Annotated in this window: 24 protein-coding genes and 1 riboswitch; of the genes, 1 reads left to right on the top strand and 23 read right to left on the bottom strand. The window is 39.5% G+C overall.

The features are described 5' to 3' along the window. Window positions 1-190 precede the first annotated feature (190 nt). The 15 genes from hprK to LMF89_RS22665 all read right to left on the bottom strand — a co-directional run bounded on the left by hprK (window position 191) and on the right by LMF89_RS22665 (window position 13662). Complete coding sequence (gene hprK, locus LMF89_RS22735; RefSeq protein WP_229537083.1) at window positions 191-1120, bottom strand: HPr(Ser) kinase/phosphatase; 930 nt, start codon at window positions 1118-1120, stop codon at window positions 191-193. 36 nt (window positions 1121-1156) lie between these two features. Next, window positions 1157-2443 (bottom strand): adenylosuccinate synthase, encoded by a 1287-nt coding sequence (locus tag LMF89_RS22730; protein WP_036680660.1) that lies wholly within the window; start codon window positions 2441-2443, stop codon window positions 1157-1159. Between the two features lie 432 nt (window positions 2444-2875). Next, a complete protein-coding gene (gene dnaB, locus LMF89_RS22725) occupies window positions 2876-4210 on the bottom strand; it encodes a replicative DNA helicase (protein WP_007936031.1) in 1335 nt (444 codons plus the stop codon). A gap of 24 nt (window positions 4211-4234) precedes the next feature. Then, window positions 4235-6163 (bottom strand): Lon family ATP-dependent protease, encoded by a 1929-nt coding sequence (gene lonC / locus LMF89_RS22720; protein WP_229537082.1) that lies wholly within the window; start codon window positions 6161-6163, stop codon window positions 4235-4237. A 63-nt stretch (window positions 6164-6226) separates the two neighbouring features. Next, window positions 6227-6673 (bottom strand): 50S ribosomal protein L9, encoded by a 447-nt coding sequence (gene rplI, locus LMF89_RS22715; RefSeq protein ID WP_007951207.1) that lies wholly within the window; start codon window positions 6671-6673, stop codon window positions 6227-6229. Continuing rightward, complete coding sequence (locus tag LMF89_RS22710) at window positions 6645-8651, bottom strand: DHH family phosphoesterase (protein WP_229537081.1); 2007 nt, start codon at window positions 8649-8651, stop codon at window positions 6645-6647. The genes rplI and LMF89_RS22710 overlap by 29 nt, the downstream gene beginning before the upstream one ends. A 41-nt stretch (window positions 8652-8692) precedes the next feature. Then, window positions 8693-9655: a YybS family protein gene (locus LMF89_RS22705; RefSeq protein WP_229537080.1), complete on the bottom strand. Its 963-nt coding sequence runs from the start codon at window positions 9653-9655 to the stop codon at window positions 8693-8695. A 4-nt stretch (window positions 9656-9659) separates the two neighbouring features. Beyond that, on the bottom strand, window positions 9660-9977 hold the full coding sequence (locus tag LMF89_RS22700; protein WP_229537079.1) for a MazG-like family protein: 318 nt from the start codon (window positions 9975-9977) through the stop codon (window positions 9660-9662). A 150-nt stretch (window positions 9978-10127) separates the two neighbouring features. Continuing rightward, window positions 10128-10358 carry a 30S ribosomal protein S18 gene (gene rpsR, locus LMF89_RS22695; protein WP_007936039.1) on the bottom strand — a complete coding sequence of 77 codons (231 nt, stop codon included), beginning with the start codon at window positions 10356-10358 and terminating at the stop codon, window positions 10128-10130. A gap of 15 nt (window positions 10359-10373) precedes the next feature. Beyond that, window positions 10374-10784, bottom strand: coding sequence for a single-stranded DNA-binding protein (locus LMF89_RS22690; RefSeq protein ID WP_007954753.1), 411 nt, complete (start codon window positions 10782-10784; stop codon window positions 10374-10376). Between the two features lie 18 nt (window positions 10785-10802). Beyond that, window positions 10803-11087 carry a 30S ribosomal protein S6 gene (gene rpsF / locus LMF89_RS22685; RefSeq protein ID WP_229537078.1) on the bottom strand — a complete coding sequence of 95 codons (285 nt, stop codon included), beginning with the start codon at window positions 11085-11087 and terminating at the stop codon, window positions 10803-10805. Between the two features lie 159 nt (window positions 11088-11246). Further along, window positions 11247-12353 carry a redox-regulated ATPase YchF gene (gene ychF, locus LMF89_RS22680; protein WP_229537077.1) on the bottom strand — a complete coding sequence of 369 codons (1107 nt, stop codon included), beginning with the start codon at window positions 12351-12353 and terminating at the stop codon, window positions 11247-11249. Window positions 12354-12434: 81 nt separating this feature from the next. Then, the gene (locus LMF89_RS22675) at window positions 12435-12623 is read right to left on the bottom strand and encodes a hypothetical protein (protein ID WP_007936047.1); all 189 of its coding nucleotides are present in this window, start codon (window positions 12621-12623) and stop codon (window positions 12435-12437) included. Window positions 12624-12625: 2 nt separating this feature from the next. Further along, window positions 12626-12832: a DUF951 domain-containing protein gene (locus LMF89_RS22670; RefSeq protein ID WP_082076252.1), complete on the bottom strand. Its 207-nt coding sequence runs from the start codon at window positions 12830-12832 to the stop codon at window positions 12626-12628. Continuing rightward, a complete protein-coding gene (locus tag LMF89_RS22665) occupies window positions 12829-13662 on the bottom strand; it encodes a mechanosensitive ion channel family protein (RefSeq protein WP_229537076.1) in 834 nt (277 codons plus the stop codon). Before LMF89_RS22665 ends, LMF89_RS22670 begins: the two co-directional genes overlap by 4 nt. Window positions 13663-13853: 191 nt before the next feature. Here LMF89_RS22665 and LMF89_RS22660 point away from each other — a divergent pair, with 191 nt between their 5' ends. Further along, window positions 13854-14594, top strand: a complete 741-nt coding sequence (locus tag LMF89_RS22660) for a hypothetical protein (RefSeq protein ID WP_229537075.1) — start codon at window positions 13854-13856, stop codon at window positions 14592-14594. A 30-nt stretch (window positions 14595-14624) separates the two neighbouring features. Here LMF89_RS22660 and LMF89_RS22655 read toward each other — a convergent pair whose 3' ends face one another. From LMF89_RS22655 to LMF89_RS22620, 8 genes are all read right to left on the bottom strand, one after another. Continuing rightward, window positions 14625-15530, bottom strand: a complete 906-nt coding sequence (locus LMF89_RS22655) for a cation diffusion facilitator family transporter (protein ID WP_007954737.1) — start codon at window positions 15528-15530, stop codon at window positions 14625-14627. A 179-nt stretch (window positions 15531-15709) separates the two neighbouring features. Then, a riboswitch (NiCo riboswitch) is annotated at window positions 15710-15790 on the bottom strand. Between the two features lie 80 nt (window positions 15791-15870). Further along, window positions 15871-16518, bottom strand: a complete 648-nt coding sequence (locus LMF89_RS22650; RefSeq protein ID WP_007954735.1) for a CBS domain-containing protein — start codon at window positions 16516-16518, stop codon at window positions 15871-15873. 143 nt (window positions 16519-16661) lie between these two features. Continuing rightward, entirely contained in the window at window positions 16662-17366 is a 705-nt protein-coding gene (locus LMF89_RS22645; protein WP_007954733.1) for an ABC transporter ATP-binding protein, read from the bottom strand. Next, the gene (locus LMF89_RS22640; protein WP_007954731.1) at window positions 17366-18133 is read right to left on the bottom strand and encodes an ABC transporter ATP-binding protein; all 768 of its coding nucleotides are present in this window, start codon (window positions 18131-18133) and stop codon (window positions 17366-17368) included. The genes LMF89_RS22645 and LMF89_RS22640 overlap by 1 nt, the downstream gene beginning before the upstream one ends. Further along, window positions 18111-19070, bottom strand: coding sequence for a branched-chain amino acid ABC transporter permease (locus LMF89_RS22635; RefSeq protein WP_229537074.1), 960 nt, complete (start codon window positions 19068-19070; stop codon window positions 18111-18113). Before LMF89_RS22635 ends, LMF89_RS22640 begins: the two co-directional genes overlap by 23 nt. A 13-nt stretch (window positions 19071-19083) precedes the next feature. Beyond that, window positions 19084-19977, bottom strand: coding sequence for a branched-chain amino acid ABC transporter permease (locus LMF89_RS22630; RefSeq protein ID WP_007954729.1), 894 nt, complete (start codon window positions 19975-19977; stop codon window positions 19084-19086). Window positions 19978-20871: 894 nt separating this feature from the next. Continuing rightward, window positions 20872-22038, bottom strand: a complete 1167-nt coding sequence (locus LMF89_RS22625) for an ABC transporter substrate-binding protein (RefSeq protein WP_229537073.1) — start codon at window positions 22036-22038, stop codon at window positions 20872-20874. A gap of 379 nt (window positions 22039-22417) precedes the next feature. Further along, entirely contained in the window at window positions 22418-23590 is a 1173-nt protein-coding gene (locus LMF89_RS22620; protein WP_229537084.1) for an ABC transporter substrate-binding protein, read from the bottom strand. Between the last annotated feature and the right edge of the window lie 342 nt (window positions 23591-23932).

The raw sequence follows: 23932 nt of genomic DNA, 5'->3' as shown, positions 1-23932 counted from the left end.
CTCGAACGCGGGACACCCTGATTAAAAGTCAGGTGCTCTACCAACTGAGCTAGTGGATCATCTCGCTCTCACAAGATATGATTATATAGGAATATTCGATTACTGTCAACTTCTTTTTATTGTTAATTTCATCTGCTGCGTCAAATAGATCCTATTTTCGACAAACTATTATTCGATTTTCTGTACTGCCTCAATCCGGCGTATTTCCCAAACAGAACTTTCTTTGTTTTTCAATAAAGTCTTCCACAGCATTATAGCCCGATTTATTGAGTCGGTAATTCATTGCTGCCACTTCAATAATATTAGATAAATTCCGTCCAGGACGGACAGGAATGGTTTTACAAGGCAATCCGACTCCTAAAATCTCATGATGCTCTTCATCAAGACCTAGACGGTCATAAGCCTTAGTTTGATCCCACTCTTCTAACTGAATGACAAGATGAATTTTTTGATTCGGCCTAACAGCACCAATACCAAACAATGCCTTAACATTTAAAATACCAAGTCCTCTAACTTCCATCACATGGCGCAATACTTCTGGCGCCGTACCGGTCAATACATTCTCTTCCGTGCAGGTGACCTCTACGGCATCATCTGCCACCAGACGGTGTCCCCTCTTAATCAAATCCAGTGCAGTTTCACTCTTTCCTATTCCACTTTCTCCAATAATTAAAGTTCCTACACCATGCACATCTACTAGAACAGCATGAAGAGTCGTACTTGGCGCGAGTTTATGCTCTAGATAATTAGTTAGCTGAGCAATAAAACGAGTCGTAGCTAAACGGGTACGAAAAACTGGCAATTGACGGTTTGCCGCCAATTGCAGCCAACGTTCAGGGAGTATGATGTTGCGAGTGATCACTAAACAGGGAAAATGCAGATTAATAAATGACAGCCACCGCTCAGTTGCCAAATTTTCGCTTAAGGTTTCTAGAAATGCCGATTCTGCTGTGCCAATTACTTGAATGCGCTGCTCATCAAAATGCTGCAAATAACCAGCTAAAGCCAGTCCCGGACGATTGATATCAGACACTTCTACTGGAACGTTAAGATTACAATTTTTATCCACGACTGTAAGACAAAAAGAATCAACAATTTCTCTTAACAACAAGGCTGCCATTTATATCACCTACATGCTAATTATTCCTTTGCCATTTTATCCAAAAATCTCATGCATTACAATGGTCTGATCACGACCAGGACCAACCGATACAATGCCAAGCTTAATGTCGGCAACTTCACTTAAACGTTCTAAATAAAGACGTGCATTCAAAGGCAGATCAGCATAGTTACGAACACCAGTGGTATCACTTTGCCAGCCTGGCAGTTCTTCATAGATAGGTTCTACTTCTGCTAATGCTTTTAAACTGGCAGGAAACTCTTCCAATAACTTACCTTTATATTTATAGCCAACACATAACTTCACTGCTTTTAACTCATCTAAAATGTCCAAGCGAGTGATCGCCATATAATCAATACCACTTAATCGGCCAGCATAACCTACTACACTGGCATCTAGCCAACCACAACGGCGAGGGCGGCCAGTAACCGTACCATACTCATGACCTCTATCTCTAATATGATCGCCAACTTCATCAAATAATTCTGTAGGGAACGGACCTTCTCCTACACGAGTCGTATAGGCTTTCACTACGCCAATCACTTTGTCAATTTTAGTAGGTCCAATACCTGCACCTACGCACACTCCACCAGCAATGGGGTTGGATGAAGTAACATATGGATAGGTTCCATGATCCAAATCCAATAAGGTTGCTTGCGCGCCTTCAAATAATACTTTTTCTCCATTTTTTAATGATTTATTTAAAGCTGCCGATGTATCGCAAACATAAGCACGTAATTCATCTGCGTAACCTAAATACTCTTTTCTCACGGTTTCATAGTCAAAGCCGTCTAGACCATATACAGCTTTTAGTAAATGATTTTTAGCCTCTAGATTGCGCTTGAGTTTTTCTGAGAACTCTTCCTCATCCATTAAGTCTACGATACGAATTCCACATCTAGAGTTTTTATCCATATAACATGGACCAATGCCTCTTTTGGTCGTACCAATCTTATGATCACCACGATAGGTTTCTTCTGCTTCATCCAATAAACGATGATATGGCATAATAACATGAGCCCGGTTAGAAATTTTTAAACCTGAGGTATCAATGCCCTGACTCTGCATGCCCTTAATTTCCTTAAGTATGACGCCTGGATCAACTACCACGCCATTACCAACAACGCAAGTCTTGCCTTTATATAAAATTCCTGATGGCAATAGCTGCAATTTAAATTGTTTACCCTCTACTACCACAGTATGACCTGCGTTATTACCACCTTGGTATCGAGCAACAACATCTGCTTTTTCTGCCAAATAATCTACAATCTTTCCTTTTCCTTCATCGCCCCACTGAGTTCCCATTACTACTACTGCTGGCATAATATTCACCCTTCCCATCTTTTTAAAATACTTTTGCCAAAAGTTCTTTTCTCTCTTTTTTAACTTCTGGTATCATTTGACTTTAGAATCTATTTCTACTTATAAACCAAACCTAATGTACCTAACCAGTTATCCACAAACTGTGGATAACTTTGTTAATAAGTTGTTTATAATTAGGCATGCTTATTTTATCCCTAGACCATAAAATTCACTCACCATCTTAGTACTCACTCAATTTTTATTTAAAGTCTAGATTTTTTCCCTCATATAGCATAGCACTTAGCACTAAAAGTGTCAATGTATTTTCGAATGTTTTTCATCTTTGTCCACCCATCGTTCGGATTTTCTTACAAAACTTCTATTTATTTTTAATAGAAGTACTGATTTTTCCGCAAAACATCATAAAAATAGAGGAGATATCATCTACCTCCTCTATCCTGGCAATTTCGACAAATCACTAAACTTCGTAAATTGTTTGTGGAAGAATAATTGAACGGTGTCAACTGGACCATTACGATGTTTGGCAATAATAACTTCCGTAATATTTTTCTGTTCACTATCAGGATTGTAATAGTCATCCCGATAGAGAAAAGCCACAATATCCGCATCCTGTTCTAATGATCCTGATTCTCGAAGATCGCTCAGCATCGGTTTCTTTACTTGTCTGGACTCTACACTACGACTAAGCTGAGACAAGGCGATAACAGGGACATTGATTTCCCTGGCTAAAGCCTTTAGAGAACGGGAGATTTCTGAAATCTCCTGCTGACGATTCTCGCTCCCTTTCCCCTTTCCACTGCCTTGCATAAGCTGCAGATAGTCAATAATAATTAAGCTTAAGTTATGCTCTATCTTTAACCGTCTTGCCTTTGAGCGCATTTCCATTACAGTAATACCTGCTGTATCATCGATAAAAATAGGTGCTGCGGACAATCGGTCTGCCCCGCTGACGAGTTTCGTCCAATCTTTAGCTTCCAGCTCACCAATTCGCAATCGCTGAGAATCAATGGCAGATTCTGCACACAACATACGTTGAACCAACTGCTCTTTGGACATTTCCAGACTGAAGAATGCCACTGCCTTTTTTTCGGCAATTCCAATATGCTGGGCAATATTCAGTACAAAAGCCGTTTTACCCATACTAGGACGAGCTGCAATCAGAATCAGATCAGAGGGCTGCAGACCTGAAGTCAGCTTATCTAAGTCTTTAAATCCAGTGGAAAGGCCAGTAATACTACCTTTTGAAGCATATAGCTGTTCAATTTTATTAAATGCATCAAAGATAATACTCTTAATGGGAGTAAATTCTCCCCCCATTTTTCGACTGGATACAGATAGTATCATTTTTTCAGCGCTATCTAAAATAGTAGCTACTTCTTCACTGCCTTCATACCCCATGCCAGCAATATTGGTAGCAGCATTAATCAATTGACGCAACAGCGCTTTTTCTTCTACGATTCTTGCATGATACAATACATTAGCAGCAGTCGGTACACTGTTCGCCAGGGAGGTTACATAAGCAATCCCGCCCGCTGCTTCCAGTTTGTCTTCTTTGCGCAGAAACTCAATAACAGTAACCATATCCACTGCATCATTTTTATTAAAAAGTTCCAGCATAGCATTATATATTAAGCGATGAGCTTCGCGATAACAATCTTCCGGCCGCAATAACTCAGCAACCTTAGAAATTGCCTCCCGCTCAATCAGCATGGCCCCAAGTACTGCCTGCTCAGCTTCCATATTTTGTGGTGGTATTCTATCTAACAATCAACTTGCCTCCTCCCCATCTTGCTATGCACTTTTTTGCTCTGTATCAGACAATAGAATGGCTAGTGCTTCTTCTACGTTATCTACAGGGCAGATTTCTAAGCCCAAATGCCCTTGGGGAATATCCTTTTCATTTTCTTTCGGAATAATCATAGTCGTAATACCTGCCTGTTTGGCACCATACGCTTTCTCAAAGACACCACCGACAGCCTTCACTTTACCCTGAATGGAAATTTCACCTGTCACTGCAACATCCTGGCGAATGGGACGCTCGGTAATAGCGGAAATAATTGCAGCCAAAATGCCCGTCCCAGCTGAAGGACCATCAATGCGTCCGCCGCCAATAATATTAATGTGAACATCATAGTTGCCTAAATCTTCACCTGTTATCTTTCTGACTACAGCTGCAGCATTAAAGACCGAATCTTTTGCCATACTGCCGGCTGTATCATTAAAACGCAAACGTCCCTTACCCTTTTGTCCTGCTGCAAAGGATACAGCTTCAATTTCTAATACAGAACCAAGATAACCAGCAACACCTAGACCAAATACTTTACCAACTTCACCAATCTTAGCCGCCTTAAGATTTACAAAAGGAGTTAGACGGCTAACCTGTACTACTTTATATACATCATCATGGGTAATGACTACCTTTTCATGATCACTGGACCGATATAAAGCGATACCAAAGGCATCCGATAAGATATTAACAGCCTTACGGCCTTCAATGGTATATTCACTAATCAAAGCAGCTACATCAGATTCTAAAGCTACACCTAATTTGACTGCCGCATTATAAACAATTTCTTCTATATGCTTTGGCGTCAAAGGCTCAAAGTAAATTTCAGCACAGCGCGATCGTATCGCAGGATTAATTTCCGAAGCATCTCTTGTGGTCGCACCAATCAGAATAAAATCCGCGGGCGCACCATCTTCAAAAAGCTTTTTAATGTACTTGGGAACATTCGGGTCAGAAGGATCATAATAGGCGGATTCAAAAGATACCCGCTTGTCTTCTAGTACCTTTAGCAGCTTATTTTGCAGCATTGCATCCATTTCACCAATTTCATCAATAAATAAAATACCACCATGAGCATCTGTAGCTAAGCCTGGTTTCGGTTCCGGCACACCCGTCTCAGCTAAATCTCGCCGCGCTCCTTGGTAAATAGGATCATGAACGGAACCCAAAAGAGGGTTGGTCATCCCTCGGGAATCCCACCGCAATGTGGTTCCATCCACCTCAATAAAAGGAGCCTCTTGTGCAAAGGGCGTAAACTTAAGAGACTTTGCCGCTTCTAATACTAAGCGGGCAGCCGTTGTTTTACCAACCCCCGGCGGACCATAAAGAATCAGATGCTGAGGATAGGGTGATGCCAATTTAGAACGAAGGGCTTCTACCGCTCTTTCTTGCCCTACAATTTCCCCTAATGTTTCTGGACGAGTGATCTCCATAGCTGACTTAGTCAGTTTCTTCTGCTCTAACACTTCCAGCATGGCATATTTTTTTAAAGTTTGAGGATTCTCAACATTATTTTCTTCCTCTTTGAGAACCTGCATCTTTATTTCTCTTACATACTCTTGATGGCGTTCTTCCATCTTATCATTAATCTTCTTTTCTAACCGATCTTCCAGGGACCGACGAGCCATTAAACTAGCTATCTCTTCTTCAATCGCAACTAAAATTTCCGGTACCTCTTGCAATGTAGGTATTTTTTCCATTGTTGGATCTTCAAATACCAGCTTTTGCAAGGCCAATACTCGCTCTCCTGTATTTTCAGAATTCATTAAAGATAAGGCATCCAGTTTTACAGCTTTTAGCACCACTTTATCTGGACCAAAAATACCCGCATACATTTCATATAATGCTGTTGTTTGATGCTTTAGCTGTTCATTGACCCTTGCCCTACTAGGCAACGGTCGTCTAGGAATAAATTTGTTAAAAAAGTTTTTCATATAATAGTCCTTTCTATAATCCCCGTTAGAGGACAGCAAAAGCATACATAACCAATGCTCTTGCTATTTAGCAATAATGTGTACCTGTATCTTAGCACTAATCTCAGGGTGCAGTTTAATGGATACAGGGTATGTACCTAATGCTTTGATCGCATCTTTCAAATCAATTTTGCGTTTGTCCATTTCGATTTTATGTTGAGCATAAAGAGCATCGGCAATATCCTTACTCGCAACAGAGCCAAATAATTTGCCGCCTTCGCCCATTTTCACACCAATAGTTACTTCTACTTTGGACATTTGCGCTGCTAACAGATTGGCTTCATCCAGTGCTCTTTGTTGCTTGCGTTCTTCCGATGCCTTTTGTTGACTTGCCTGATTGACATTTGAAGCAGTCGCAGGAATCGCTAATTTCTGCGCTAATAAATAATTGCGCGCGTAGCCTTCTGAAACCTCTATAATATCGCCTTTTTTGCCTAATTTTTTAACCTCTTGTTGTAGAATTACTTTCATTTTCTGCACTCTCCTCTATATATTTTGCGCTTAGTTCTATCACTTGGCGCTTCACTTCTTCCATAGTGCCTTTTTTAACCTGAGCACCAGCTACCGTCTGATGTCCGCCTCCACCTAGCTCTTCCATGATAACTTGTACGTTGAAAGCTCCGTTGGATCGTGCGCTAACACCAATGCCGCCGTCTTCAAGAAAGAACAATACAAAGCTGATTTGTACTCCTTCTACTCCTAGCAGCATATCAGCAACTTGCGCTGCTACAATTTGTGCATTTTTTATATTATCGGGACAACCTGCTACGACTACGCCACCAGGTAACATGATTGCCTGATTCAAAATTTCAGCCCGTGACTTAACCGTCTCAAAGTCTAAGCGAAACATTTGACGAACTAAAGCAGGATCAGCTCCTGAACGCCTTAAATAGGCTGCAGCATCAAAGGTACGCACTCCACTTTGTACCGAAAACTGCTTCGTATCGACAACAATGCCAGCATACAAGGCCGTTGCATCCATTTTATTAAACTCTAGGTAATCATCAAAGTACATCAATAACTCTGTAACCAGTTCACAAGTAGAAGACGCTGACGGTTCAAGATATACTAATAGCGGATTTGCAATGAATTTTTCAGAGCGGCGATGGTGATCAATAACAACCACTCGATCGACTTTACTTAATAACTCTGGTGCTGCAGATAATTCTGGATGATGAACATCTACTACAAACAGTAAGGTTTGGGGCGTAATCAGCGGCATCGCCTGAGCTGACGTGATAAATAAATCTTGATATTCTTCATAATCGGCCAAGATCTCCTGCAGTTTGCTTAATGAAACCCCTGGCTGGCTAACGACAATGTGTAATTCTTTTCCTAAATGGCGAGCCATAATACCCACGCCAATAGCAGCACCTAAACTGTCAAAATCCTCATTCGTATGACCCATGACCAGAACCCTATCAGCATCATCAATAATTTCCCGCAATGCCTGGGCTACAATCCGTGCCTTAACTCTTGTATTTTTTTCTACCGCTTTAGCTTTACCTCCATAGAATTGGAGTTTACCTCCTACATGAACAGCCACCTGATCGCCGCCTCGGCCTAATGCTAAATCCAGACCTGCTTGGGCTCGTTCTCCCAATATAGCTACAGAATCTTCATCAGCCGCAACTCCCATACTGAGTGTCACGGGAATTTTATTGCCAATATGAATGGCACGTACCCGATCGAGAATGTCAAACTTTTCCTGCAGGCATTTATTTAAGTTCTGACGGTTAAACACCGCAAGATACATGTCCTCTGCATATTTCTTTAATACAGCCTCATTCTCTGCCACCCATTCTGCTAGAAGCTTATTGACTTCTGCGACTACAGACGTTCGCTGACCTTCACTTAATCCTTGCAATACATCATCATAATTATCAATTTGGATGTAAGCCATAACCGGTACAGAATTTACACATTCAGCTCTCACTTTTTCACTGGCTGTAATATCACTAATATAAGCAATTATTAACTCTTCATGATCCATTTTATGAATTACGGGTTCATGAATCACATCATAATATTTATCCTCTGTCGAAAATACTTCCCGACCGGATTTGCCCCATACCTTATCCAAAGGAAATTCGGGACAAATGCCCATAATCGACTCTCCTAGTTCAACTTCATCACCAAACCAGTCGATAAGAACATCATTATGCCAATATAATTTTCCCTCTTTGTCAATGATCATCATAACCAAAGGCAAACTTTTTAACGCATAGGATGCTCCTTCTTCAATGCAGTTACTCATCGTATATAGGTAGCTATCCAACGCCTTTTGCCGCTCTTTGTGGCGTTCGCGCCCATATAAATACAAAGAACATAACAAAATTGCACCTAATACTGCTACATAGGGATTATAAAAAACAATTACCACTAATAAAGCTGTGGCAACAGCAAGATAAATTCTTGTATCAAACCAAAAAGACGGACCTTGCGGCATAAACAACTCCTCCTTGAAGGCTAGTCTCACACATCCAGTTTTTAATCTTTGGATTGAGGCCCTCGCAAACGTCGATAATCCATAACCATATCAATTGCACCCGCTACTATCAAGATCTGCGCAAAAAAACCATTTGTCAATATCAAGAACAGTATAAGTCCTTTAATCATTTTTGACAAATTGTATTTATCGGCAAAGTAGTTAAATAACGCCAAACCTTGCACTAAAATGAGGGTACTCGTGATCACTTGAAGATTCATGCCAACCTGAGTCAACAAGCTAATTTCCCTGCTATTACCCCAATAGATCATCACTAAGGATAATGCAAAAAAGTACACAATGTGATACGGCAAGGACCATTCTTTAAATGCTGGAAAGTTAGGAACATTATGTCCTAGTTTTCTTAATACAGTTTTGGCAATAAGAAAATTTAGCCACGTATCAAGTACCGATGCCATAATAAAACCTGCCGGTAAAATAATCTTCATTAATTCAATCATGGACTGCATAGACTCAGACATCTTAGCCAGTTCCTGCTCTGCCATGCCAAAATCCCGGTATACTTCAATGGCCTGAGCTACAGCATTATTCATTACATCACTTTGCATATTAAGAGGATTCACACCGAGTACTAAGGCACTAATCGCCAATAACGCAGCTTTAGAAACCAAGGAAGCAGCCGTTCCCCACAACATCGTTTTACCAGCACTAAAATTCATACGAAAGGCATAGCCTAACACAATACCAATTAAACCAAATCCAACAACCACACTAAGAGAATGCAGCGGATGCATTAACATGGCAATCATAACACCAGAAACAACCGTTGCCATAATGCTCCACTTATAGCCATGACGAACACCTAATAAAATAATGGGCACGGGCCACATTAAATTAACAAAAGGTCCAATCAGAGGAAGATAAGCACTAATCAAGGCAAATAGTATGGCAATCCCTGATAATATTCCACCCTCTACCATAGGCCTGAGCCGTGTCTGTCTCATTCATTCACCCCTTTTGGCGGAGATGACGCTGGAACTCACTAGAGTCACCAAACCATTTCTCCACTTCTCGTTCTTTTTTTATATCTTGTTCTACTTGCATTAAAACCGACTTATCTAATGATTCAAAGCTAATCCCTAGTCGTCTTCCTAAAATATAGCAAGAAACGACTACGGCAGCCAATCCTTCACTAATCGCCTGTTCACTATTCTTTGCCATGGCTTGGTATAGTTGACCAATATGGGTGATCAACTCCGCCTTTAGCCACTCTATCAAACGCATTTTGCGTAAAATATCCGACTCATTCGAAAACAAAACAGCCACTCCCCCCCTTTTTACTATATCTGATATAGTATTCGCAAATCAATAGTCTGTTTCCTGCTTTATCATAAAGTATATCCCAGATAAGAAGATACGATGACCCATTCTTAGCAGAATAAAATAAAAGAGAGGTTAAGTAACCTCTCTTTTGTTTTATTCTGCTGTGAATGGCAACAATGCAACAATACGTGCACGTTTAATCGCCAAAGTAACACTACGTTGATGTTTTGCGCAGTTACCAGAAATACGGCGAGGCAATATTTTGCCGCGTTCCGTAGTGTAACGACGGATTTTACCAACTTCTTTATAATCGATCGTTTCTACTTTATCCACGCAGAAACTGCAAATCTTTTTCTTAGGTTTTCTTCCTCTTTCACGTTTCACCGATAATACCTCCCTTTAAAATGGAATCTCTTCTTCAGGGAAGACCTCTGTACCAAAGGAGCTGACATCATATCCGGATGATTTTGCAGGACTAGCAGCAGTACTGCCACCGCTTACAGCTTGCTTCGTATCCAAAAATTCAACATTTTGGGCTACTACATCAGCTGCACGCCGTTTTTGTCCATCTTTCTCATAATCACGAATTTGCAAACGTCCTTCAACTAGTACACGACGACCCTTGGTAAGATTGTTGCCACAAACTTCGGCCAGCTTATCCCATACTACTACAGGAATAAAATCAGCTCGCTTATTCTCACCATAACCGGTATCAACTGCTACACTGAAAGATGCTACTGCCTTACCAGTCTGTGTATATCGAACTTCCGGATCACGAGTCAAACGACCGACTATTATAACCTTATTCATGGTTTAATTCCCCCTGGTCTATTCGTCTACTTTAATAATCATAAATTTCAAAATATCTTCAGTAATCTTCATTATACGATCAAGCTCAAGAATGGTCGCTGGTACAGCTGTAAAGGTAGTCAGGCAGTAAAAACCTTCAGTAAAGTCTTTTACTACATAAGCCAAACGCTTTTTGCCCCAACGGTCAATTTTTTCTACTTGACCACCGTTGTTATTAATCAGGTTTTCAAATTTGGTAATTACCGCATTTGTCGCTTCTTCTTCCAACGGTTTAACAATAAACATGACTTCGTACTTTCTCACGAAATCACCTCCTCCTGTGGACTAATGGCTCCCTAGTGGGAGCAGGGAAGGTTTGTAAACATTTATAAACATTTTCTCAAACCTCTCTAGGCTACCCTAGACTGACATATTATATCACTAATAGTAATACAAATGCAACTATATATATTGAAAGAAATATTATACATTAAATCTAAAGTACGTAACATCCCCATCTTGCATAACGTACTCTTTACCTTCCAAACGAACCAATCCCTTTTCACGAGCCGCATTGGAGCTGCCTGTCAGTACAAGATCATTATAGGAGACAATTTCTGCACGAATAAAGCCACGCTCAATATCAGAGTGAATCTTGCCTCCGGCCTGAGGTGCTTTTGTCCCTTTTTTTATCGTCCAGGCACGTACTTCCTGCTCACCAGCCGTTAAGAACGTCACTAAGCCTAAAAGCTTGTATGAAGCCTTGATCAGCTTATCCAATCCAGATTCTGACAATCCAAGTTCTGCTAAAAATTCCTTCGCGTCCTCCGCTGGCAGTTCTGCGATCTCTGACTCAACTTTGGCCGATACTGCAATAACTTCTGCACCCTCTTCTACGGCGTACTTTTTCACAATTTTAACATACTCATTATCCTCTGCATTGGCTACTTCTTCTTCACTGACATTGGCAATAAACAATACTGGTTTTAACGTCATCAAGTTTAGGTCACCAATGAGTCCGGCTTCATCCTCTGTCATATTGGCGCGCCGTGCAGGCAATGCTTGCTCTAAAAGCTCTTTAATTTTTACCAGTACCGCCATTTCATTCGGTGCTTTCTTATCGCCAGTTTTAATGAGCTTCTGCACACGCTCCATACGCTTTTCCAATGTGTCTAAATCAGCTAAGCATAATTCAGTATTAATGATCTCAATATCCCGCAAAGGATTTAAGGCTCCCTCAACGTGAGTGATATTTTCATCTTCAAAACAGCGTACCACTTGAGCAACAGCATCTACTTGGCGAATATGAGCTAAAAACTTATTGCCTAAGCCTTCTCCTTTAGACGCACCTTTCACCAATCCAGCAATATCAACAAAACGCATTGCGGTCGGGATACAGCGTTTTGTTTTATACATTTCCACCAAATGCGGTAAGCGCTCATCCGGAACATCTACGACACCCACATTTGGCTCTATTGTGCAAAAAGGATAATTAGCAGCCTCTGCACCTGCTTTTGTAATCGCATTAAACAATGTACTTTTACCTACATTTGGTAAACCAACAATACCCACTTCTAAATTTGTACTCATTCATCTATTCCACCTTACTTACAATTTCTTTTTAGCATGTCTTATTGTAGATGATTCTTCCCCTGTTTTCAAGCAGGCACTTCACTCTTCTCCATGTTCACGACGATAAGCAATGGCATTCTTCAATCTTGCCGTACCTAATAACAACATAATAGAGCCGATGATAACACCCACTGTTAGATTGATTTTATTACCAAAATCTGTTCCCATTGCAATGAGCACAATTCCCGTCACCAAGGTCATGCCTCCTACAATAAACTGATACTTCACATTTATCCCTCCTCTTGCGTACCTTTGTGTGTTACGATTTCTTTTACACCTTTTTCAAACTTTACGCGTGGCACCAGGACAAAACGCCCACACCCTTGGCATTTTAAACCAAAATCAATCCCTGTCCGCGTAATTTCCCACAAAGCAGTTCCACAAGGATGGTTCTTCTTCATTCTCACAATATCACCAATTTGATAACGTACCATTATCTAACACCTTCTTGCCTTTTACTATTATCCATCACAGGATGGGGAATATTCGCTTCATTAAATAAACGTGTTACTGTGTAACGAAGAGCATTTTCCACTTTTCCTTGCTGTAAAGGCATAGTCTTCGCTACAATACGTACCATTAGCATCTGAGCACCAAGGTCAACTACACCTAATACTTTCGGTCCCTCTAAGACCTCTTCCATCTCCTTGCCTACACAAATACAAGCCTCTTCTAATAATAGAAGTACCTTATCCAAATCAGCCTCATAAGCAACAGGTATATTGACTATAGCTTGCATATGGCCTCTTGTATAATTACTAATCCTAGATATTGCACCATGGGGAATAATGTGCAGCACACCATTGCCATCTCGCAATTTAGTCACGCGCAAACCAATGTCTTCCACAGTACCTGCCATATCACCACTGACAATGTAATCCCCGACAGCAAACTGATTTTCCAATACAATGAAAAAACCAGTTACAAAATCGCGGATCAAACTCTGAGAGCCAACACCAAGAGCCAATCCTATAATACCAGCTCCGGCCACTAGAGAGGTGGTATCAATATGGAATTCTTGCAGCACCAGGAGGATTGTAATAAAATAAATAAAATACCGAATAATGCTTTGCAGCATTCCCCCCAGTGTTCTAGCACGTCTTTCGTCAAAAGAAAAGGCACTAATGCCAACTTTAGGGATAAACATTTTATTCACCATGAGGGAGAATAGACGCAATATAAGCATTGATCCTAACAAAATAGCTAAAAGACGTACTATTTTATTACCCGCTGCTAATAAAAATTCCGGTGTGAGCAACATGGTCATAGTTCAGTTCCTTTCACAATCATCATTATTTTACTTTTCATGATCATATTGTTTCCAGCTTTCTATAATTGCATATATATTATACATTATTATGAGAAAATCCTTCTACTTAAGTCTTTCTTAATAAAGAAGAGCAAACGCACTGCCTCTGGCATATAATGTTGCACCAACGCTAAAGTGAGGCGACTATCATGTCAGATACCAATCAAAATCCTCAACCTATTATTGACCTGATATTGGCTGATATAAACGCAGTTATTCCTAATCTTTCTTCGTTAGTAGCTTCATATCGCCTGCTTGTGGGTGCCTCTGAAGAAATTCATCGTACACCAGAAATTTGTCCTGAAGTCTTCGAGCGGGCAGTAAGGCGTGCTGATAACGCTGGAACGTTGATCGATGTCTTCCTTGAATTACTCTGCTGCAAAGTAGCTTTTAGCAGCGATTTTTTAAAGATTTCTTGTGCGCCAGTGGATTTATTTCGGTTATTAGCCAATAAGTCCCCTACAACAGATGTTCCTTTTCACACAGCCGAGCAGGTCGTTGAGATGGAGGCCTTACGGCGTGTCCTAGAGTGCTGTCACCATAAAGGCTCTTGCCTTCCAGACAAGGAAGTGCTCTGCCCCAGACCTAAGGGAGCTCCTGAGCCACCTGCCCCAGCGCCGTCGTCAAACTCAGATATCCAAGAAGTAGAAGCTGTCGCCCTGCAACAATTAGTCAATACATTTGGTGCACGAACCAATGAAGCAGTATCCCCGGAAACTCCATCTGCTTCCTCAGCAAATCCTGCTCCTTCAGAAATCAAAGAGGCCTCCACCGATAATGGTAACTCTGAAGAATTTGACAATGAACATGAAAGTCGTGTCCGCTGCAAACATTTATATACGTTTCATAATAAAAAAAGTAGTTCAAAGGAAATTGACAAAAAAAAATAGGCAAGAATCAAATGATTCTTGCTTATTTTTCTATTCATCAAGAGGACATGCCCCTAGTTCTTCGAGATGATCACATGGCTCTAGGTGAATGACGACATCACAAGAACCTAGCTTTTGCTTTATTTCCTCTTCAATTTGATCACAGATATCATGAGCCTTATTCAAATGCATATCTTTGTATAAAATAAGATGCATATCAATTAAACGCCAACTGCCGGAACGCCGAGTGCGGAGCTGATGAAAGGAAATGATCTCTTTGTGACTCTTAATGATGTCAATGATCATCTGTTCTTCATGTGCCGGCAAACTAATATCCGTTAACTCATATAAACTCTTCTTTGTCATGCCATAACCAGCTTTAAACACAATACCAGCTACAATGATTGCAATCACAGGATCAAGCCAGGCAAGACCAGTTACATGAATAATCACCAATCCTACTAACACCCCAACAGAAGTCCAGATATCCGCCCGCAGATGCAAACCATCTGCCTCTAAGGCATGAGAACCAGTCTGTTTAGCCACCTTAAATAATCTTTCTGATACCCAGTAATTAATAGCAATTGAAATGATCATAAGCGCAATACCATATTCTAAAAAACCTGGAACCGTAGCCGAATTCATTTTACTCCCGGCTTCATATACAATCCATACTGCTGCCCCGATAATCAATATCGCTTCGATAGCACCTGATAAATTTTCAAATTTTCCATGACCATAGGCATGATTGTCATCAGGAGGGGTATCTGCTTTGCGGACCGCATAAAAAGCAATCAAAGATGCAAGTAGATCAAAGCCAGAATGAGCAGCTTCTGAAATAATACTGACGGCCCCAGTATAAAATCCCACGATCAATTTCAATACAACCAAAACCGTATTAGAAATAACGGACAGCCTAGCAGTACGCTCCTTTAAATTACTATCCACATATCCCAATCATACTACCTCCTACCTTTTGCTTAGCAGCTCTATTCTTTGTTATAACCTTCAATAGCCTACACTATTCATATGAACTATAAAAGGTACCAATACCAGCTCATTTTAAGCAGATACTACAGCCCATAAACGAATCATGCTCCTATAGGATGACATAACAAAAAGGCCTGCAGGCCCTCTAAGGTCCCGCAGGCTTTAATACATACCTGCTGCTTTCCGCCCGGCTGCGCCATGATGACCGCCTGTTCCTAGCATTATATTATATATAGTACCACATTTGGAATCTGCTTGTAAATATCTTTTAGGGATTGATTACTAAAACATGACAGGCAAGCTTAGTTCATGATTTAATATGTACCACGTGGCTAATGGGGTATCCTTTAGCTGCAAGGGCCTTTTCTAATTCTTCCGTATCAATAATATCGGCCCGTATAATCATCTCAATTTTTCCATCGGGTAAGGCATAACTAACCATACTGGTAATATTGATATTCATTGCCAAAAATACCTCTGAAATTTCATGAAGCAATCCAATTTTATCTGTCACATCAAGGGTCAGACGAGTTTTCCCATCCACTAGACCCATAATATCAACAAAACTTTTAAAAATATCCGTTTCCGTAATGATGCCGGCGACTGCTCCTTGCTCATCTACTACTACCAAACCGCCAATGCGGTGGTTGTACATTAGAATTGCGGCTTCTTCAACTGTAGCACCCGTATTAATGCTAATCACTTCTTTTTGCATGATATCCTTAATTTTCATCTTCGCCAATAAGTAGTTAAGTTCAAAAATAGAAAGAGCAGTTGCTGGCGATGCCGATACCGCACGAAGATCTCTGTCAGTTACAATACCAACTAATTTTCCACCCTCAACCACTGGAAGACGGCGAAATTTATTATTACGCATAATCTCCGATGCATCGGCAATTGTTGTATTCGAACTGATTGTAATTGGGTTAGCTGTCATCCTGCTTTCTACAAACATTTTCATCATCTCCATTGATTTTTATTAAAGAAAACGCACTAAAGATTTTTTCCATGTCAGAAATTATGAATAATACAATTTAGGAATTCACCTTTTGTCTTTCATAACACTCTGCCACTACTATCTTTAGTGCGTCTTATCGATTAACCACCCAAATAGGCCTTACGTATTTCTTCACTTGCGGCCAACTCTTTCGCATCGCCGGAAAGGGTGATGCGTCCTGTTTCCAGTACATAGGCTCTATGGGCAATGGATAATGCCATATGAGCATTTTGTTCCACCAGCAAAACCGTGGTTCCGCTAGCATTAATTTCTTTAATAATAGAAAAAATTTCTTTTACCAGCAATGGTGCAAGACCCATAGATGGCTCATCTAAGAGCAATAGCCGTGGGCGACTCATTAAGGCACGCCCCATAGCCAACATCTGCTGCTCACCACCTGACAACGTACCAGCTAATTGACTGCGCCTTTCTGCCAAGCGAGGGAACTTTACAAAGACATTCTCCATATCTTCCTGAATCCCTTTTTTGTCATTACGGATATAAGCACCTAACTCTAGATTTTCTAGAACAGACATATTTGCAAAAACCCTTCGCCCTTCCGGTACTTGAGAAATGCCAAGCTTTACAATGTCTTGAGCAACTACACCAGCAATGCTTTTTCCTTCAAAATTAATTTGACCTGCTTTCGGTTTTAGCAATCCAGAAATCGTACGTAAAATAGTACTTTTACCAGCACCATTCGCACCAATCAAGGTAACAATTTCCCCTTCATTCACCTCTGCGCTAATACCCTTTAAGGCATGTATCGCACCATAATATACATCAATATTCTCGATTTTTAACATTATTCAACCTCCTCTCCGAGGTAGGCCTCAATAACCCGTGGGTTATTCTTGATTTCCTCAGGTGTTCCTTGAGCGATTATACTACCATATTCTAATACATAAATACGTTCACACACATTCATAACCAATTGCATGTCATGTTCTATTAATAAAATAGTTAAATCAAATTCTTCTTTTATCCATTTTATCATTTGCATTAGCTGCTGAGTTTCCTGAGGATTCATGCCAGCCGCAGGTTCATCTAATAATAATAATTTAGGCTGAGCCGCCAAAGCTCTGGCAATTTCCAAACGCCGTTGCTCACCATAAGGTAAGTTTTTAGCGATTTCATCTTTTTTATCGCTTAATTTAAAAATTTCTAATAGCTTGATCGCTCTTTCTTCAATCTCTTTTTCTTCTTGATGGTATCTGCCTATACGCAATACAGATTCTAATATTCCGTATTTTACATGAAAATGATAAGCGATCTTAACATTATCTAAAACGGATAGTTCAGAAAAGAGGCGAATATTTTGGAAGGTTCTGGCTACCCCTTTTTGAGTAATCTGAAAAGGTTTGAGTCCAACAATACTTTTACCATCAAAATCTATTTCGCCAGTTGTTGGTTGATATACACCCGTCAGTAAGTTAAAAGCGGTTGTCTTGCCAGCTCCATTAGGACCAATCAATCCAATTAACTCACCTTTGCCAATATCGATGGAAAAATCGGATACGGCCTTAAGTCCGCCAAATACTTTGGAAAGTTTAGTTGCCTTGAGTATTGCCACGCTTATTACCTCCCATCAAACGGCCAAAGATTTTAAGACTGATTTCCTTATTGCCAAATAATCCTTGCGGCCGATACAACATTAATATGATCAGCATTAATGAGTAAATAATCATACGCCACTCAGGATAGCTAGCTAACGCTGCAGAAACAAAAGTCAGTAATATAGCTGCCGTAATCGATCCACTAATACTGCCTAGACCACCCAATACTACAATCGTCAAAATATCAAAGGACTTCATAAAAGTAAAGGACGCGGGGTGAGCGATATAAAAATAATGGGAGAATAAGGTTCCTGCAATACCAGCAAAAGCAGCACCAATCGTGAAAGCCATTACTTTATATTTCGTAGTATCAATTCCCATTGCCTCAGCTGCAATTTGATTCTCTCGAATCGAAATACACGCTCGGCCATGGGTAGAATTAATGAAATTTCTAATAAAGAATACAGTAAAAACGGTAGCGAAGAATACCCACGTGAAGTTACTATAACGAGGAATGCCCATAAAACCAGATGCGCCGCCTACATAAGGAATATTCAGAATGGTAATTCTGATGATTTCTCCTAAGCCTAAGGTCGCAATGGCTAGATAATCACCATCTAAACGCAATGTTGGTAAACCAATTACAAATCCTAAGAAACCAGCCGCTGCTGCTCCACCTAAAATAGCAACAATAAAGGGCAATTGCAATTTAACAGTGAGTACAGCACCAAGATAAGCTCCCACAGCCATAAATCCTGCATGACCGATAGAAAACTGACCTGTAAAACCATTAATTAGATTTAAGCTTACCGCCAAAATCACATTAATACAGATTAAAATTAAATTTAGCTCCCAAAACGGTCCAATAACATCTAACATAATTAAGCTTTGCACAACAGCATACAATGCTATACATGCCACTAACGACAGCAATTCCTTCTTATTCTTTCCCATTATTATTTGCCACCTACACTTTCTCACGAACGTTTTTACCCAATAAGCCAGAAGGCTTAAACAGTAAAATAATAATTAAAATGGCAAACGCTGCAGCATCACGGAAAGTGGAAGAAATAAAGCCACTTACCATAGCTTCAATAACGCCCATTATAATACCACCAAGCATCGCCCCTGGAATCACTCCAATGCCACCCAAAACAGCAGCTACGAATGCTTTAAGACCTGGCATAATACCCATTAAAGGATCAATTGAATTATAATATACACCGACTAGCATGCCTGCTGCGGCTGCTAATGCAGAACCAATCGCAAAGGTCATGGAGATAACACGGTCAACATCAATACCCATTAATCGAGCCGCATCGGTATCAAAAGATACAGCACGCATCGCTTTACCGATTTTGGTACGTTGTACAACAAAGGTTAAAATAACCATTAGCACTACGGATATTGCCAATATAATTACCTGCTGACTATTCACTACAATATTGCCAAAGGTATAAACTTGAGATTCGAATAGAGCTGGAAACGTTCTCGGCTGTGGTGTAACAAGAAGCATCCCGCCATATTCTAATAATAAAGATACACCAATTGCAGTAATTAATATCGCAATTCTAGGTGCTTTTCGCAATGGGCGGTAGGCCAATCTTTCAATTGTCATCCCAACTATGGCAGCCACTACCATGGATACAATTAGCGCTGGGAAAAAAGAAAGTTTGAGCGTCGTTGTAGCAAAAAATGCTACATAAGCGCCTACCATATAAATATCACCATGCGCAAAATTAATCAACTTAATAATTCCATACACCATTGTGTAACCTAAAGCAATAAGTGCATAAATGCTGCCAAGAGATATACCATTTATTAATTGCTGTAAAAATTGCTGAGTAATTGAAAAATCCATGATTTCGCCTCCTACATTTCTTTTATTTTCAAGGGGTAAAGCGATGCCTTTTCCCTATATTTTTCACACTGAAGAAACAACTGCAATAAAGTCTAATAGAGTCTATTTCAAAATTCCCATCTACCTTTATTGTCCCTGTGCGTTTTCACTAAACATACGTCTTTGTACGTCTCGCTCAAATGCTCGTAAGGACTAGCATCTGGATATTTTAAAACAGCCTCTCAACAGGTTATATGTGCTTTTTAATCCCACTTTAGAATCCCTCGTAACCCCTCTTAGAATTATATGCCTATCTTTTCTCTGTGGATATTCTCCTATAATATATACGTAATTATAGATACATTGTCTTCTAGTGTCAATACTTTTATCTTTTAATTTGTCGGTTAATCTCTTCCAAAAATACAAACACGCATTTACACCATACTTTTATATAGTTTTTCATGTTAAAATCGTACCACTTTATACTTATGCAATACTTATGCAATAATCATGCCATTTATGTTCTATTATCAATACTTTTGCGGCCTTTATTCCCCGTAAGCTTTATTCCATACGTTCTAGCAAGTAAGCCAATTTTTTTTAAAAAAACATATCAACTTCTAAAAAGCTCTTAGTGTTCATCAATTTTATCCTTATGGGTGGCTTTTTTCGTCTGTAATTTGACATATTCGTCAACTCATTGACAGTGTCACTCCATACCGCTACTTTATATCTAAGCAATGTTTCCCTTTCTTTCACTTGCTAAAAAACCACAAAAGCACAATGCCACACCAGTAGCATTGTGCTTTTGTGGTTAATAATAATAAAATTTATACTCTTTATTTCAGCAAGGGTAGCTCTGGACTCAATCTTATGAATGTCAATATGCTGACGCTTATCGATCTACATAAACAATTAAGGATTTATTTTTTCTTTAAAAGTTTGCTTGCCATCCTTCATTTCAATAATAACAGCACTTTTTACTGCATCATGAGTTTCATTCAACGTAATTAAACCTGATACAGCATTATAGTCTTTTGTCTTAGCCAACTCATCTTTGATCTTCACCGTATCAACACCATTGGCACGCTTAATGGACTCAATGACCATCATCGTCGCATCATAAGCTAATGCAGCAAAGGCATCTGGAGTTTCTTTATATTCTGCTTTATATGCATCAACAAAAGTCTTAATTGCTGGACTATTGTCATCTGGTGAGTAATGATTTGCAAAGAACGTATTATTCAGCGCTTGCGCTCCAGCGATTTCTGGAAGCTTCGCAGAATCCCAGCCATCACCACCGAGAAGCGGCATAGCTAAACCAATTTCTCGAGCCTGTTTCGCAATCATACCAACTTCTTGATAATAACCTGGTACAAAGACGACATCCACATTCGCAGCTTTAATTTTCGTTAATGTAGCTTTAAAATCCGTATCTTTTGCCAGATACGCTTCTTCTACTGCAATTGTACCGCCATTCTTAATAAAGGTTTCTTTAAAGAACTGCCCTAAGCCCTTAGCATAGTCACTGGAGTTATCAATGTAAATTGCTGCAGTCTTAGCTTTTAAGGTTTTCGTAGCAAAGTTTGCCATTACTGAACCTTGGAAAGGATCAATAAATGCTGCTCTGAATAAATAGTCCCGAACCTTATTAGTTGTAGGATCTACTGTCACTTTAGGATTGGATGCTGTTGGACTAATTGCTAAGACTTTATTATCGTTATTGACTTGCGCACCAGCAATCACGCTGGAAGAAGCAATTGGAGCAATAACGGCTACTACCTTATCCTGGGTAATTAATTTCTGCATAGCATTTGCAGCTTCTGCAGCTTCGCTCTTATTATCTGCAACTACTAAACTTAACTGTTTACCTAGAACACCACCATTAGCGTTTACTTGTTTAATTGCTAAATTTGCACCATTGCTTGCAGATTTACCAAAAGTCGCATTGCCACCAGTCATTTCTAGGTTGGCACCAAGTTTAATTACATTACTATCTTGTTTACCGCTGCACCCTGTTGCCATTAAGCCCAGCATAGCAACAGCAATAAAGGTACTGATCCACTTACTTGTTTTTTTCATAAACACTGATTCTCCTTTTAAATAATATGTATTTTCTCCATTTTAAAAAGTCCGTATCCACTGTTCGAAATACACCTTAGTCCTCCCCAGGCGAATATTCGTACTTGTCACATGCTGTATTATAGACATATTGCGCTTTGCTGTCAATACTCACAAAAAGGACATTAGACAATTTGTCCTTGTGTAATAGACATTTGCGATTTTTTTTTATAGATAATACTAAAATCGAATTATTTCTTCTCTTCTTGTGATAATAAGGTCTTGTAATTCTCACTATTTATCCAGTTTTAAACACCTGGCACATCTTTAAAAATACAGGTGACTATTCTAAATCAATCCATAAATGTATAAAACTTGGCTAATGCCAAGTTTTTTACATTTATGGATTGATTTTTTCTTTGAAGGTTTGCTTGCCATCTTTCATTTCGATAACAACACCGCTTTTGACCGGGTCATGATTTGCATCTAGAGTAATGACTCCTGTAACGACTTGTAAATCTTTTGTTTTTTCTAATGCATCCCTAATTTTATCAGGTTCCGTGCTATTTGCCCGTTTAATCGCGTCAATAACCATCAAACCAGCATCATAACCTAATGCTGCTAAAGCATTTGGCTCTTGGCCATACTCTTTTTTATAGGCTTCTACGAATTTTACAATACGAGGGTCTGTATCTTGAGAAGAGTAGTGATTACTAAAGAAAGTATTATTCATCGCCTCTGCCCCTGCAACTTCCACAACCTTAGGATCATCCCAGCCATCTGTACCAATAAGAGGTATGGTAATTCCTAACTCACGAGCTTGTTTTGCTATTTTACCTACTTCTTCATAATATGCAGGGATAAAGATAGTATCTGCATTCATTACTTTTATCTTCGTTAACGTAGACTTAAAATCTTGGTCTTTTTGCAAGAAAGCTTCCTTGCCTACGACTACACCACCATTTTTAACAAACTGAGCCTCAAAAGATTCGGCCAGCCCCTTGGAATAATCCGAACTATTATCAATATAAATCACAGCTGTTTTTGCCTTTAATGATTTGCTAGCAAAGTTAGCCATTACAGTTCCTTGGAATGGATCAATAAAGCAGCTGCGGAAGGCATAAGGTCTTACTTTACCATTATCCACAGTAATCTTCGAATTCGTACCTGTGGCTGTAATGACAGGAATTTTATTATCTTGTGATACCTGCAGGGTTGCTAATACATTAGAGCTAGCAACAGGTCCCATAACAAGAGGAACTTTGTCTTGGGTAATCAGTTTTGTGATTGCATTGGTAGCCTCAGAAGGTTCTGATTTATTATCGGCCAATATTAACTTTATTTGCTTACCAAGAACACCGCCTGATGTATTGGCTTCTTTAAAAGCTAGCTGAATGCCATTTGCTGTCATCTTACCAAAGTTAGCAACTCCACCAGTTAACTCAAAATTTCCGCCAATTTTTATTTCTTTGGAATCATTCGTAGATGGAGTTGAACTACATCCTGCCAACATGAAACCGGACATGGTTACCGTAAGCAATAAACCAATGAAAGAGAACCCTTTCTTTGACATCATTATTCCTCCCATATTCCAACTGTATATAACCCAAGGGCACCTACATGAAATACTATTTGAATTTCTTTCAAAATATAATCTGTAACTTTTACCTGCCTCCTTATTATTTATGTTACACTTTACATTTTTATTAATATATTCTGTAAATAAGTACTCTGACAGAATATATTTGTGTATGTATGATATTATATTTATTCCTAACTTTACTGTCAATACTTTTTTATTAGGACTTATGTTTAAAAATAGTCTTTTTAAATAACAGTTCAAGAAAGTGTGTTTTCCACCCATAAACAAACAAAAATGGACTCGGCTTAAGCCGAGTCCATTTTTGTTTGTTTA

Origin of the sequence: Pelosinus baikalensis (genome assembly GCF_020819555.1) — a bacterium.
Taxonomy (GTDB): domain Bacteria; phylum Bacillota; class Negativicutes; order DSM-13327; family DSM-13327; genus Pelosinus; species Pelosinus baikalensis.
This window is presented reverse-complemented; position numbering and strand designations above follow the sequence as displayed.